We start from the raw sequence: 12,616 nt of genomic DNA, 5'->3' as shown, positions 1-12,616 counted from the left end.
GAAAAAAAGAGGGGGGGGGAGAGGGGGGGGGGGGGGTGGTGGGGGGGGGGGGGGGGGGGCGGGTCCCCCCCCCCCCCCACCCCCGGTCCCCCCCTTCCCGGAGGTCTGTCTTGGACGCCTTCTCCACGGCCATCCGCGTCGCGTCGCACGAGCAGCACACCGAGGCCGAGTCCTCCTCCTTCATGAGCGACCTGCTCGGCGGCCGGCTCGGAGTCGACGCGTACGCCCGCTACACCGAGCAGCTGTGGTTCGTGTACCGGGCCCTGGAGGACGCGGCCGAGGCCCTCGCGGACGACCCGGTGGCGGGGCCGTTCATCCGTCCGGAGCTGCTGCGCGTCGCCGAGATCGAGCGCGACCTGGCGTACCTGCGGGGCCCGTCCTGGCGCGAGACGCTGGTGGCGCTGCCCGCCACGCGGGCGTACGCGGACCGGGTCGCCGCATGCGCGGCCACCTGGCCGGGCGGGTACGTCGCCCACCACTACACCCGCTACCTGGGCGACCTCTCCGGCGGCCAGATCATCCGCGACAAGGCGGAGCGGACGTGGGGCTTCGCACGCAAGGGCGACGGCGTCCGCTTCTACGTCTTCGCGGACATCTCCAACCCGGCCGCCTTCAAGCGCGAGTACCGCGAGCTCCTCGACGCGATCGCCGCGGACGACCTGGAGAAGCAGCGCATCATCGACGAGTGCAAGCGGGCCTTCGACTACAACGGGGCCGTCTTCCGCGAGCTGGGCGCGGAGTTCCCGCTCAGCGCCTGACCGGCTGGGGCGGGGCGGCGAAGCGGACGCGCCCGCCGATCTCGACGGTGCCGTCGGGTCCGGGCGCGGTGAGGATCTGCGAGCCGGCGCCCTGGTTGATGTTGAGGGCGCGGTTGAGCTGCGCCGTCAGCAGGGCCGCGGCCGAGCCGGTGGCCTCGTCCTCGGCGATGACCCCGTCGGGCCGCCGCGGGAAGCCGCGGGCGCGGACCCGGCCCGCGGCCTCGTCCTCCCAGGCCCACGCGTAGAGCCAGCCCTCGCCGGGCGGCGGGGCGGGCAGCGCGTCGACCTCCCCGGGCGTCCCGTACTGCTGGCTTCGCTTGCCCTCGACCCACTCCGGCCGGACCGTGATCCAGGTGAACTCGCCGTCGTCGCGGGCCCACACGGGCCCGGCCGGCGGCTCCAGCTCCTCGATGTCCAGCAGCCAGGCGACCCCGACCAGCGGGTGCCCGGCGAACGCCATCCGGGTGCCCGGAGTGCGGATGTCGACGACCCCGCGCTCGGGGTCGTCGACGAACACCGTCTCGCTGTAGCCGAGTCCGGCGGCGAGGGCCTGCCGCGACGCATCGTCCGGGCAGGTGCGGCCGTCGCGGACGACGCCGAGCAGGTTGCCGAACCGCCCGTCGCCCGCGCAGAAGACCCTGAGTACGTCGAGATCGTTCACGCGGGCATTCAAGCACGGCCCGGCCGCGGGCTGCGCGCCGCCGCCGGGCCCCCCGGACGGCGCCCACGGCGGCGGCGCCCGGGGCCGGCTACCAGAGCCGGTCGACCGCCCCCGGATGGAGGGCGATGCGGGTCCCCGCGAAGTCCTCGGGCCGCCCGGTGCGGCCGCCGGCGCGCGGCGGGAAGTAGCCGAGCACCTCCTTGTCGAAGCCGGGCGCGTCCGTGGCCAGCGGCTCCGCCGGCGTGCCGCCCACCAGCACGGCCCCGGGCAGGCGGGTGAACCCGGCCGCCTCGTAGAACCCGGCGAGCGGCCGGTCGCAGCTGAACAGCACTATGTCCACGGCCGGGTCGGCTGCCAGCGCCGCCCGCGCGGCCGCGACCAGCCGGCCCCCGTACCCGCGGCCGCGCACCGCCTCCCGGGTGACGACGGAACTCAGCCCGGCCGCGCGGTAGGTCCGCCCCGCGTGCCGGACCCGCTTGTACAGCAGCGCCAGCGACGCGAGGACCGTCCCCGAGGCGTCGAGCAGCAGCAGGGTCCGCGGGGCGAGCGCCGGATCGTGCCCGGCGGCGGCGCCCGGCCAGGCCTGCGCCTCCAGCTCGGCGACCTGCGCCGCGAGGCCGGCCGGCAGATCGGCCTCCGGCCAGGCTGCGACCGTCGCCGTCATGCGGGGATCCGGACGCCCGCGCCGCCGACCCGCACCCGGGGGTCGCCGGGCCGCAGCTCCACCGTCAGCACGCCGGGGCGGCCCATGTCCTCGCCCTGGTGGAGGGTGAGGACGGCCTCCTCCGGTACGAGCCCCGCCTCGCGGGCGTACGCGCCGAAGGCGGCCGCGGCGGCCCCGGTGGCGGGGTCCTCGACGACGCCGCCGACCGGGAAGGGGTCCCGTACGTGGAAGGTGTCCGGGCCGGCCCGGTGCACCAGCTGCACGGTGGTGAGGTCCAGGCGCTGCATCAGCGCCTCCAGCCGGGTGAAGTCGTAGTCCAGGTCGGCGAGGCGGGCGCGGGTGGCGGCGCCGAGGACGAGGTGGCGGGCCCCGGCGAAGGCGATCCGCGGCGGGAGGGCGGGGTCCAGGTCGGCCGCCGGCCAGTCCAGGGCGGCCAGCGCCTCGGCGAGGTCGGCGCCGGCGATGTCCTCGGTGTGCGGTTCGACGCTGGTCAGGACGGCGCGCAGGCCGCGACCGGTGTCGGCGACCGAGACGGGCACGGTGCCGGCCGGGGTGGCGAAGACCAGCTCCCCCGGGCCGATCCGCTCGGCCAGCGCGACGGACGCGGCGACGGTCGCGTGCCCGCAGAAGGACACCTCGGCCTTCGGGCTGAAGAAGCGGAGCGTGAAGGTCCGGCCGGGCGGGCCGTCGAGGCCCTGCGGCGGCCCCGTCAGGAACGCGGTCTCGCTGTAGCCCAGTTCGGCGGCGATCCGCAGCATCGCGGAGTCGTCCAGGCCGCTCGCATCGGGCACGACCCCGGCGGGGTTGCCGCCCGCGGGGTCGTCGGAGAAAGCGGTGTAGCGCAGTACCTCGGTCGTCATGCTGTGGCTCAACTGCGCTGCGCCGCGGCGCATTCCCGGCCCGCGGCACCCCCGGCGGGGCCCGCTCAGCCGCGCCCGATGTACGGCATGGCGGTCGCCATCACCGTCGCGAACTGCACGTTCGCCTCCAGCGGCAGCTCCGCCATGTGCAGCACGGTGCGGGCCACGTCGGCGGCGTCCATCACGGGCTCCGCCGCGAGCTGCCCGTTCGCCTGGAGGATCCCGGTCTGCATCCGCTCGGTCATCTCGGTGGCCGCGTTGCCGATGTCGATCTGCCCGCAGGCGATCCGGTACGGGCGCCCGTCCAGGGAGAGCGACTTCGTCAGGCCGGTCATGGCGTGCTTGGTCGCCGTGTACGCGACCGAGTGGGGCCGGGGGGCGTGCGCGGAGACGGAGCCGTTGTTGATGATGCGGCCTCCTTGCGGGTCCTGCTCCTTCATCTGCCGGAAAGCGGCCTGCGCGCACAGGAAGGAGCCGGTGAGGTTGACGTCCACGACCCGCCGCCAGTCCTCGTACGCGAGGTCCTCCAGGGGCACGCCGCCGGGGCCGAAGGTGCCCGCGTTGTTGAAGAGGAGGTCGAGGCGGCCGTACCGCTCGCGGACGGCCGCGAAGAGTGCGGCGACATCCTGCGGGGAGGTCACGTCGGCGGGGACGCACAGCACGTCCGCCCCGGGCCCGGCCGCCCGCGCGGTCTCCTCCAGCGGGGCGGCCCGGCGGCCGGCGGCGGCCACGGCCCATCCGGCGCCGGCGAGGGCGAGGGCGACGGAGCGGCCGATGCCGGAGCCGGCCCCGGTGACCACGGCGGTCTTCTTGCCAGGTGCGTTCATGGGGCCGCAGGGTACGGCAGGAGCCGGGCGCGCCGGAGGACGTTCCGCCGGCTGAGAGCATGGACCGGCCAGGGGTGTGAAAAGACGACGAGAAGACTGGAGTCCGCATGCCGGAGACAGGGCCTGCGACGGCCGCGCACGAGCCGTCGCCGAAGACGCCGCCCGCCGCGCCGACCGCTTCCACCCCCGACCCCCGCCCGGCCCCCGCCCCGGGCTCCGGCTCCGACTCCGGCCCCGGCCGCGCCGGCGCAGCCCTCCCGGCCCCGCGCCCGGAGGCCGCGCCCGCCCCGCGCGGCGGCATCGCCGCCGCCCGCCGCACCGGGCTGCTCGTCATGGTCGTCCTCGGCGGGCTCAGCGCCCTCCCCCCGCTCTCCATGGACATGTACCTGCCGGCCCTGCCGGAGGTCGCGTCCGCCCTGTCCAGCCCCGCCGCCACCATCCAGCTCACCCTGACCGCCTGCCTCGCCGGCATGGCCCTCGGCCAGCTCGTCATCGGCCCGATGAGCGACAAGTGGGGCCGCCGCCGGCCGCTCCTCGCCGGCATGGCCCTCTACGTCCTCGCGACCGCCGTCTGCGCGCTCGCCCCGACCGCCGAGCTGCTGATCGGCTTCCGCCTGCTCCAGGGCCTGGCCGGGTCCGCCGGCATCGTCATCGCCCGCGCCGTCGTCCGCGACCTGTACGAGGGCGTGGAGATGGCGAAGTTCTTCTCCAGCCTGATGCTGATCTCCGGGGTGGCGCCCATCGTCGCCCCCCTCATCGGGGCCCAGGTGCTCCGCTTCGCCGACTGGCGCGGCGTCTTCGTCGTCCTCGCCGCCGTCGGCCTCGCCCTCACCCTCCTCGTGTGGCGCCGCCTCGACGAGACGCTGCCGCCGGCGCAGCGGCACACCGGCGGGGTCGGCGCCGCCCTGCGGACCATGCGCGGGCTGCTGGGCGACCGCGTCTTCGCCGGGTACGTGCTGGCCGGCGGCTTCGCCTTCGCCACGCTGTTCGCGTACATCGCGGCCTCCCCGTTCGTCGTCCAGGAGATCCACGGGGCCTCCGCGCAGACGTTCAGCCTGCTGTTCGGCCTCAACTCGGTCGGCCTGATCGTCGCCGGGCAGGTCAACGGCAAGCTGCTCGTCGGCCGTGTCAGCCTCGACAAGGTCCTCGCCTGCGGGATCGCCGTCACCGTCGCCGCGTCCGCCGCCCTGCTGCTGATGTCGGCGGGCGCGTTCGGCCCGGTCGGGCTGGCGCCGGTCGCCGCAGCCCTGTTCGTGCTGATGTCCGCGATGGGCCTGGTCCTGCCGAACACCAACGCGCTGGCCCTGATGCGCACCCCGCAGGCCGCCGGATCGGCGTCGGCGCTGCTCGGCACCTCCTCCTTCCTCGTCGGCGCGGCCGCCTCGCCGCTCGTCGGCATCGCCGGGGAGGACACCGCCGTGCCCATGGCGGTGGTCCAGGTCTGCTGCTCGCTCCTCGCCGCGGGCTGCTTCCTCGGCCTGTGCCGGCCCTGGCGCAACCGGGGTGCCGCCGCCGCGGCGTGAGCCGGGGGCCGGGGGCGCCGTAAACTTCGCAGGTGAACGCCTCCGCCCCCACCACCGCCGAAACCCTCCGGTCCGCGCTGGCCGGACTCCTCGACGGGCTGCCGCCGAAGCAGGCCGCGGCCGCCGTCGAGCGGCTGATCGCCAACTACCGGGGGCGCACCCCGACCGACGCCCCCGTCCTGCGGGACCGCTCCGACGTGGCGGCGTACGCGGCGTACCGGATGCCCGCCACCTTCGAGGCGGTCCGCTCCGCGCTCGCCGGCCTCGCCGAGGCCGCCCCGGACTGGACGCCCGGCTCCCACGTGGACGTCGGCGGCGGCACCGGTGCGGCGACCTGGGCGGTCGACGCCACCTGGGACGGCCCGCGCGGGACGACCGTCCTGGACTGGGCGGAGCCCGCGCTCGCCCTCGGCCGCGAACTGGCCGGGGCGTCCGGCTCGCCGGTCCTGCGGGGCGCCGAGTGGCGGCGTGCCGTCATCGGCTCGGCCCTCGCCCTGCCCGCCGCGGACCTCGTCACCGTCTCGTACGTCCTCGGGGAGCTCACCCCGGAGGCCCGGCGCGCCGTCGTCGCCGAAGCCGCCCGCGCCGGGCAGGCCGTCGTCCTGATCGAGCCGGGCACGCCCGAGGGCTACCTGCGCATCCGCGAGGCCCGCGACCAGCTGATCGCGGCCGGCCTGCACGTCGCCGCGCCCTGCCCGCACGACGGGACCTGCCCGATCGGCGTCGGCGAGGACTGGTGCCACTTCTCGGCGCGGGTCAGCCGCTCCTCGCTGCACCGGCAGGTCAAGGGCGGCTCGCTGCCGTACGAGGACGAGAAGTTCAGCTACGTGGCGGCCACCCGCTTCCCGGCGGAGCCGGCCGCCGCCCGGATCACGCGCAGGCCCCAGATCCGCAAGGGCCTCGTCCTGCTCGACCTGTGCGGGCCCGAAGCCGAGGGCCTGGTCCGGGCCACCGTGACGAAGCGGCACGGCGACCTCTACAAGCGGGCACGGGACGCGGAGTGGGGCCGGGAGTGGCCCCCGGCCGCGGGCTGACACCCGCGGCCGGAGACCGGGACACGGCGGCCCGCGGACGGGACGCCGCTCCCCCTACATCCGCAGCTCCTGCGTGCAGCACTTCACGCTGCCGCCGCCCTTGAGCAGCTCGCCCAGGTCCATCGGCACCGGCTCGAAGCCCCGCTCCCGCAGCGGGCGGAACAGCCCGGCGGCCGCCTGCGGCAGCAGGACGTGCCGTCCGTCGCTGACCGCGTTCAGCCCGAGCGCGGCCGCGTCCTCGGCGCCCGCGATCAGCGCGTCGGGGAAGAGCCGCCGCAGCACGGCCCGGCTGCCCGGGGAGAACGCCTCCGGGTGGTACATCACCTCGTCGCCGTCCAGGACGCACAGCGCGGTGTCGAGGTGGTAGTACCGCGGGTCGACCAGGTCCAGTCCGATGACGGGCCGGCCGAAGAACTCCTGCGCCTCGTCGTGGGAGAGCGGGCTGGAGCGGAAGCCCCGCCCGGCCAGGATCCAGCTGGCCGTGACGGCGAAGTCGCCCTCGCCCTCGTTGACGTGGGCCGGCTCGTGGACGTCCCGGAAGCCGTGCGAGCGGAACCAGGCGCGGTGGATCTCCGCCTCGCCGGTGCGCTCCGCGTGCGCGAACCGGGCGCCGAGGACCCGGCCGTCGATGACGACGGCGCCGTTCGCGGCGAAGACCATGTCGGGGAGGCCCGGGTGCGGTTCCAGGGTCTCGACGGTGTGCCCGAGGGCGAGGTAGCGGTCCCTGAGGTCTTCCCACTGGGCCATGGCCAGGGGGAGGTCCACCGGTTTCGCGGGGTCCATCCACGGGTTGATGGAGTACGTGACCTTGAAGTGCGCCGGTGGGCACATCAGGTAGCGCCGGGGTGTGGCGTCTCTGCGCAAAGAAGGCTCCTCACGACTCACGGACTGGTGGGGGAATCGTCTCTCCTCCGGGGGCACCGCGCAGTGGACTGACCGGGTGGTTCGCACATTGACTGAAAGACGAGACGTTCCGGTTGGTAATTTGTCCGAATGACCAGCAAGAACCCTGACGCGAAGGCCCCCGACGCGAGCCGCCGCAGCGAGCGCTCCCGGCGGGCCATCCTCGACGCGGCCCTCGCCCTGGTCGGCGAGGTGGGCTACAACAAGCTGACCGTCGAGGCGATCGCGGCCCGCGCCGGGGTCGGCAAGCAGACGATCTACCGGTGGTGGCCGTCGAAGGCGGCCGTCCTGCTGGACGCCTCGCTCACGCTCTCCGGCGAGGCCGCGGACGGGGGCGGCTGGACCGGCTTCCCCGACACCGGCGACCTCGCCGCCGACCTGAAGACCGTCATGCGGGCGACCGTCGACGAGTTGGCCGACGAGAAGTACGCGGCGCCCGCGCGCGCCCTCACCGCCGCCGGGGCCACCGACCCCGACCTCGGCGCCCGCTTCACGGAGCAGCTGCTGGAGCCCCAGCTCGCCCTCTACGAGGAGCGCCTGCGGTCCGCCCGCGACACCGGGCTCATCGACCCCCGCACCGACCTGCGGGTGGCGGTGGAGATGCTGCTGGGTCCCCTCACCTACCGGTGGCTGCTGCGCACCGGCCCCCTGACCCACGCCTTCGCGGACGAGGTCGTCGACCGCGTGGTGGCGGGCCTCGCCCCGGCCCCGGAAACCGGGTGACCAGCCGGGGGTGGCGAACGTCACCGACGCCGCCCCCCGCACCCCCCGACATGTGAATGACCGGATTCCACCACCTAAATGGCGATATTCCGGGCTCCGAGCAGGGACCCGTCCTTGAGGAGAGCGGTCACCCGGACCGCAGGATGGTGGGACGATGTCAGGGTCTGCCGGGGCCAACGCTGAGGTGAGGGGATAGATGGGGTCTGAGTCCGGCCGCGTCAAACGCGGCGAGCAGAGCAGGATCTCGCAGTGGCTGCGCCGGCGCCCGAAGTCCGCACCGGAGGACCCCGGCCGGGTACGCGAGGCACTCCTGCTCTCCGCGGCCGCCGCGGGCCTGCCGCTCGCTCCCGCCGCCCACCCGGTCGGCTACCGGTGCTCCTGCGACCGGATCGGCTGTCCCACCCCGGCGCGGCACCCCCTCTCCTTCGCCTGGCAGACCCAGTCGACCACCGACCGGGCGCAGATCGAACGCTGGGCGCGCAACCAGCCGCAGGCCAACTTCATCACCGCGACCGGCATGGTCCACGACGTCCTCGACGTCCCGCTGGAAGCCGGCGCCAAGGCCCTCGAACGCCTCCTCGCCGCCGGCATCGACGTCGGCCCGGTCGCCGAGTCGGGCGGCACGGGCGACCAGGCCCGCATGCTCTTCTTCACCGCCACCCGCGGCACCCCCGAGGACGAGGACGAGTGGTGGCCGTGCGAACTGGACTGCCACCCGGAGACCATGGACGAACACCCGGGCCTGCGCTGGCACTGCCGCGGCAGCTACGTCCTCGTCCCCCCGGCAGCCCTCCCGGGCGACCACGCGGTGGCATGGGTCCGCGGCATGGAACACCCCCTGCCGGACCCGCTGACCCTCCTGGAAACCCTGACGGACGCCTGCGCGGAACACGCCGCCGCCCCGACCGAGGCCTGGCCCCTCCACCACTGAGAAAACCGGGGAGGCGCGGGTCGTGAAGGCCGGTGGAGACCGCCCTGGCCCGAGGGCTTTCCCGGGTCAGGCGGTGCAGGCGGCAGACGAGTCGGCCTGTACGCCGGGTTCTGTCACCCGGCGGCCTCGCGGCCGCCGGGGAGACGGCCATCCATCTAGGACCGGCGTTGCCGCCGGCCTCGTGCGGTCTACCCGCGGACTCGGGCGGGCAGCCCTCGATCGTCCGCGCAGAGCCGTCCGGGGACGGCTCCTTTTGACCTTGCTCCGAGTGGGGTTTACCTAGCCGCCTGGGTCACCCCAGGCGCTGGTGGTCTCTTACACCACCGTTTCACCCTTACCGGAGGCCGAAGCCCCCGGCGGTCTGTTTTCTGTGGCACTGTCCCGCGGGTCACCCCGGGTGGGCGTTACCCACCACCCTGCCCTGTGGAGCCCGGACGTTCCTCGGCGGGATCCGGGGATCCCGACGCGGCCGTCCGGCCGGCTCGTCTGCCGTGCCGACCATGCTACCCGGCCCCGCGCCGCCGCTTGACCTTGCCGCAACGGCAAGCTTTCGCCGCCGCCGTCCTGCTGCTGGAGGCGTGGGTGCTGCGGTCGCTGTACGCCGCCGAGCGTGCCCGCGGCGCCGTCCCGGGTGAGGCCCTGCGGGCCGCGGTGCGGGCCGTCGTCCCCGCCGCCGCGCGCCGGCTGCTGCTGCACGAGCTGCGGACCGGGGCCTGTCTCGTGCGGTGGGTGCTGCGCCGCCCCCCGCACGGTGTCGCCGCGGGCGGCCTGCCGGCCGCGTACACCGGGCCGCAGACCGCGATGGTGTACGGGATGGTGTTCGTCTCGCTCGTCGAGACCGTCGTGCTCGCCCTGCTCATCCCGTGGCCGGTCGTGCACCGCGCGGTGCTCGTCCTCGACGTGTACGCGGTGCTGTTCCTCCTCGGGATGCACGCCGCGTGCGTGACCCGCCCGCACGTCGTCGGCGCCGACGGCTCGCTGCGGCTGCGCTACGGCGCCCTGTTCGACCTGGCCGTCCCGGCGGACGCCATCGCCTCGGCCCGCGTGGACCGCCGCTACCCGCAGGGCCGGCTGGTGGACCTGTCCGAGGACGGGGTGCTCGACCTGGTCGTCGGCGGCCAGACCACCGTGACCGTCGAACTGTCCCGGCCCGTCGGCTTCACCCGGCCGCTGGGCGCGCGGGGCGCGGCCCGTACGGTCCGCTTCCACGCCGATGATCCGCGCGCCCTCGTCGCCGCCCTGCAGGGTCCTGCGGTCACGCCGGATCCGCGGTGAACAGGATCTTGGCGCGGCCCGGGTCCGCCCGCGTGAGGCGTACGCGGATGCGGTCGCCCAGCGGGAGGTCGCCGGTCGGGGACTCCACGCGGCCGACGACCGCCGGCTCGGCCAGGTGGACCGTCCCTGAGCGGGCGTCGCGGTCGTCGGTGTCGATCACCACCGCGTCGAAGGCCTCCCCGACGCGGTCCTTCATCAGGGCCGCCTCCACGAGGTCCACGCACTCCCGCTCCACCGTGTTGGCCTGGCGCATGCCGCCCGCCATGCGCCGCGGCAGCTCCTCCAGGCCCGCCAGCACCCACTGCGGGGCCCCGGCCCCGCTCGCCGCGGCCAGGCACAGCTCGGCCGTGTAGCGGTCGGCGAGGCGGCGCAGGGGCGCGGTGCAGTGCGCGTACGGCGCCGCGACCGCCGCGTGCACGACCGGCCCGTCGGGCGCGCCGCCGGTGAAGACCGTGTATCCGGCGCCCCGCAGCAGGGCCGTGCACTCCTGCAGGAACGCGGCGTGCGCCGGCCGGTGCGCGTCCAGGGAGCGGACCAGCTCGGCGTACGGGACGTGGTGCGGCCAGTCGATCCCCAGGGCCTGCGCGGCGCGCCGCAGCCGGCCCACCGCCCCGTCGGGGGCCGTCGGCAGGGTGCGCAGGACGCCCGTCCCGGAGGCCAGCATCAGGTCGGCGGCGGCCATCCCGGTCATGAGGGACACCTGCGCGTTCCAGCCGTCCGCGGGCAGCGGGGCGCGGTAGGCCAGGCCGTACGAGCCGTCGTGCGCGACGATCTCCTGCTCGGGCACGTTCAGGGACACCCCGCCCCGCTCGCGCTCCTGCTCCTCCCGCAGCCGGCCCACCTCGCGCAGCAGCGCCAGCGGCTCCTCCGCGGTGCCGGAGTCGATCGCCTGCTGCGCCCCTTCGCCGTCGAGGCGGGCCCGGCTGCGGACCAGGGCCCGGCGGATCCCCGTGCGCTCCACCCGGCCCGCGGAGTCCAGGTCGAGCCGCCACAGCAGGGCCGGGCAGGTCTGGCCGGGCAGCAGGCTGGCCGCGCCCTCGGACAGGGCCGGCGGGAGCAGCGGGACGCGCCCGTCCGGGAAGTACAGGGTGGTGACCCGGCGGTGCGCCTCCGCGTCGACGGGCCCGCCCGGGGTGACGAAGGCGGCCGGGTCCGCGATGGCGTAGTGGACGGCGTACCCGCCGCCGGCGCGGCGGGCCAGGTGCATCGCCTGGTCCAGGTCGCGGGAGGACGGCGGGTCGATCGTGAACAGGGGGAGGTCGGTCGCGTCCTCGTCCGGGAGGCGGGGGGTGCGTACGGCCTGCTCCGCCTCGGCCAGCACCGGCGGCGGGAACTCCCGCGGCACGTCCAGCCTGGCCCGCAGGTCGCGCAGCGCGGCCCGCAGGGCAGCCCCGTCTGCGCCGGTCATGTGCAGATGACGGCGTGGCATGGGTCGAGCGTAGGGCGGGACGGCGGGGGCGGCACGGCGAGCGGTCTACGCTGGGGCGGGGCCGCATCCCCTTTCCGTTCCGGTCTTGAGGAGATACACCGTGCTCGTGCTGCTGCCGCCGTCCGAGGGAAAGGCCGCCGGCGGGACCGGCGCGCCGCTGGACGCGGGGACGCTGTCGCTGCCGGGGCTGGCGGCGGCGCGGGAAGCCGTACTCGCCGAGCTCGTCGACCTGTGCGCGGGCGACGAGCCGAAGGCGCGCGAGGTGCTCGGGCTGAGCGAAGGGCTCCGCGGGGAGGTCGCGAAGAACGCCGGGCTGCGGGACGCGGCCGCGCTGCCCGCCGGGGAGCTGTACACCGGCGTGCTGTACGACGCGCTCGGCCTCGCCGACCTGCCCGCCGCGGCGCGGGCGCGGGCCGAGCGGTCCCTGCTCGTCTTCTCCGGCCTGTGGGGTGCCGTGCGGGTGACCGACCGGATTCCGTCGTACCGGTGCTCGATGGGCGTCAAGCTGCCCGGGCTGGGCGCGCTCGGCGCGTACTGGCGGGAGCCGATGGCCGAGGCCATGCCGGAAGCCGCCGGGGACGGGCTCGTGCTGGACCTGCGGTCGGCGGCGTACGCGTCCGCCTGGAAGCCGAAGGGGGAGGTTGCGGGGAGGACGGCCACCGTGCGGGTGCTGCACTCGCAGGTCGTGGACGGCGTGGAGAAGCGGTCCGTGGTGAGCCACTTCAACAAGGCGACCAAGGGGCGGCTGGTACGGGATCTCCTGGCCGCAGGGGCTGAACCGGCGGACCCGGCGGAGCTGGTCGAGGCGCTGCGGGAGCTGGGGTACGCGGTGGAGGGGGAAGCCCCTGCACGGGGCGGACGGCCGTGGGCGCTCGACGTGGTCGTGACCCAGATCCACTGACGGCCCGCACCGCCGCCTGACGTGGGTCGGCGGCGCCGGGACCGTGTGGCGGACGGCCCGGCCGGGCCGTCCGCCGGTCATCTGGCGTCCGGCGCCGCCGGGGGGAGACCGTCCGGAGCGGGGGGCG

General features: G+C 75.7%; 13 protein-coding genes and 1 other RNA gene. 7 read left to right on the top strand and 7 right to left on the bottom strand.

Annotated features, from left to right (window positions below; genetic code table 11):
- The first annotated feature begins 110 nt into the window (after positions 1 to 110).
- Positions 111 to 758: a biliverdin-producing heme oxygenase gene (locus tag ACZ462_RS07685; protein WP_467804800.1), complete on the top strand. Its 648-nt coding sequence runs from the start codon at positions 111 to 113 to the stop codon at positions 756 to 758.
- Here ACZ462_RS07685 and ACZ462_RS07680 read toward each other — a convergent pair.
- The 4 genes from ACZ462_RS07680 to ACZ462_RS07665 all read right to left on the bottom strand — a co-directional run bounded on the left by ACZ462_RS07680 (position 748) and on the right by ACZ462_RS07665 (position 3,770).
- Positions 748 to 1,419 carry a PhzF family phenazine biosynthesis protein gene (locus tag ACZ462_RS07680; RefSeq protein ID WP_467804801.1) on the bottom strand — a complete coding sequence of 224 codons (672 nt, stop codon included), beginning with the start codon at positions 1,417 to 1,419 and terminating at the stop codon, positions 748 to 750. The genes ACZ462_RS07685 and ACZ462_RS07680 overlap by 11 nt on opposite strands.
- Positions 1,420 to 1,507: 88 nt before the next feature.
- Positions 1,508 to 2,083 carry a GNAT family N-acetyltransferase gene (locus ACZ462_RS07675; protein WP_467804802.1) on the bottom strand — a complete coding sequence of 192 codons (576 nt, stop codon included), beginning with the start codon at positions 2,081 to 2,083 and terminating at the stop codon, positions 1,508 to 1,510.
- Positions 2,080 to 2,943: a PhzF family phenazine biosynthesis protein gene (locus ACZ462_RS07670; RefSeq protein WP_467804803.1), complete on the bottom strand. Its 864-nt coding sequence runs from the start codon at positions 2,941 to 2,943 to the stop codon at positions 2,080 to 2,082. The genes ACZ462_RS07675 and ACZ462_RS07670 overlap by 4 nt, the downstream gene beginning before the upstream one ends.
- Positions 2,944 to 3,008: 65 nt before the next feature.
- Complete coding sequence (locus tag ACZ462_RS07665; RefSeq protein ID WP_467804804.1) at positions 3,009 to 3,770, bottom strand: SDR family oxidoreductase; 762 nt, start codon at positions 3,768 to 3,770, stop codon at positions 3,009 to 3,011.
- Positions 3,771 to 3,877: 107 nt separating this feature from the next.
- On the opposite strand from ACZ462_RS07665, the gene ACZ462_RS07660 reads away from it, so the two are divergent.
- Both ACZ462_RS07660 and ACZ462_RS07655 read left to right on the top strand, forming a co-directional pair.
- Positions 3,878 to 5,293 (top strand): multidrug effflux MFS transporter, encoded by a 1,416-nt coding sequence (locus ACZ462_RS07660; protein ID WP_467804806.1) that lies wholly within the window; start codon positions 3,878 to 3,880, stop codon positions 5,291 to 5,293.
- A gap of 32 nt (positions 5,294 to 5,325) precedes the next feature.
- Positions 5,326 to 6,327 (top strand): small ribosomal subunit Rsm22 family protein, encoded by a 1,002-nt coding sequence (locus ACZ462_RS07655; RefSeq protein ID WP_467804807.1) that lies wholly within the window; start codon positions 5,326 to 5,328, stop codon positions 6,325 to 6,327.
- Between the two features lie 54 nt (positions 6,328 to 6,381).
- On the opposite strand, the gene ddaH is transcribed toward ACZ462_RS07655, so the two are convergent.
- Positions 6,382 to 7,212: a dimethylargininase gene (gene ddaH / locus ACZ462_RS07650; RefSeq protein ID WP_467804809.1), complete on the bottom strand. Its 831-nt coding sequence runs from the start codon at positions 7,210 to 7,212 to the stop codon at positions 6,382 to 6,384.
- 108 nt (positions 7,213 to 7,320) lie between these two features.
- Between ddaH and ACZ462_RS07645 the strand changes: the two genes are divergently transcribed.
- Both ACZ462_RS07645 and ACZ462_RS07640 read left to right on the top strand, forming a co-directional pair.
- Positions 7,321 to 7,953, top strand: coding sequence for a TetR/AcrR family transcriptional regulator (locus tag ACZ462_RS07645; RefSeq protein ID WP_467804810.1), 633 nt, complete (start codon positions 7,321 to 7,323; stop codon positions 7,951 to 7,953).
- A gap of 196 nt (positions 7,954 to 8,149) precedes the next feature.
- On the top strand, positions 8,150 to 8,884 hold the full coding sequence (locus ACZ462_RS07640; protein WP_467804811.1) for a bifunctional DNA primase/polymerase: 735 nt from the start codon (positions 8,150 to 8,152) through the stop codon (positions 8,882 to 8,884).
- A gap of 83 nt (positions 8,885 to 8,967) precedes the next feature.
- Here ACZ462_RS07640 and rnpB read toward each other — a convergent pair.
- Positions 8,968 to 9,369: RNase P RNA component class A (gene rnpB / locus ACZ462_RS07635), an RNA gene on the bottom strand.
- 46 nt (positions 9,370 to 9,415) lie between these two features.
- On the opposite strand from rnpB, the gene ACZ462_RS07630 reads away from it, so the two are divergent.
- A complete protein-coding gene (locus ACZ462_RS07630) occupies positions 9,416 to 10,159 on the top strand; it encodes a hypothetical protein (RefSeq protein WP_467882554.1) in 744 nt (247 codons plus the stop codon).
- Here the strand turns inward: ACZ462_RS07630 and ACZ462_RS07625 are convergent.
- Positions 10,140 to 11,588: an RNB domain-containing ribonuclease gene (locus ACZ462_RS07625; protein WP_467804814.1), complete on the bottom strand. Its 1,449-nt coding sequence runs from the start codon at positions 11,586 to 11,588 to the stop codon at positions 10,140 to 10,142. The genes ACZ462_RS07630 and ACZ462_RS07625 overlap by 20 nt on opposite strands.
- Positions 11,589 to 11,688: 100 nt before the next feature.
- Here ACZ462_RS07625 and yaaA point away from each other — a divergent pair, with 100 nt between their 5' ends.
- Positions 11,689 to 12,489: a peroxide stress protein YaaA gene (gene yaaA / locus ACZ462_RS07620; protein WP_467804992.1), complete on the top strand. Its 801-nt coding sequence runs from the start codon at positions 11,689 to 11,691 to the stop codon at positions 12,487 to 12,489.
- Positions 12,490 to 12,616 lie beyond the last annotated feature (127 nt).

The organism is Streptomyces sp. NPDC031121 (genome assembly GCF_055570615.1).
The sequence above is the reverse complement of the archived record's forward strand: the minus strand, read 5'-3'. Positions and strand labels throughout refer to the sequence as shown.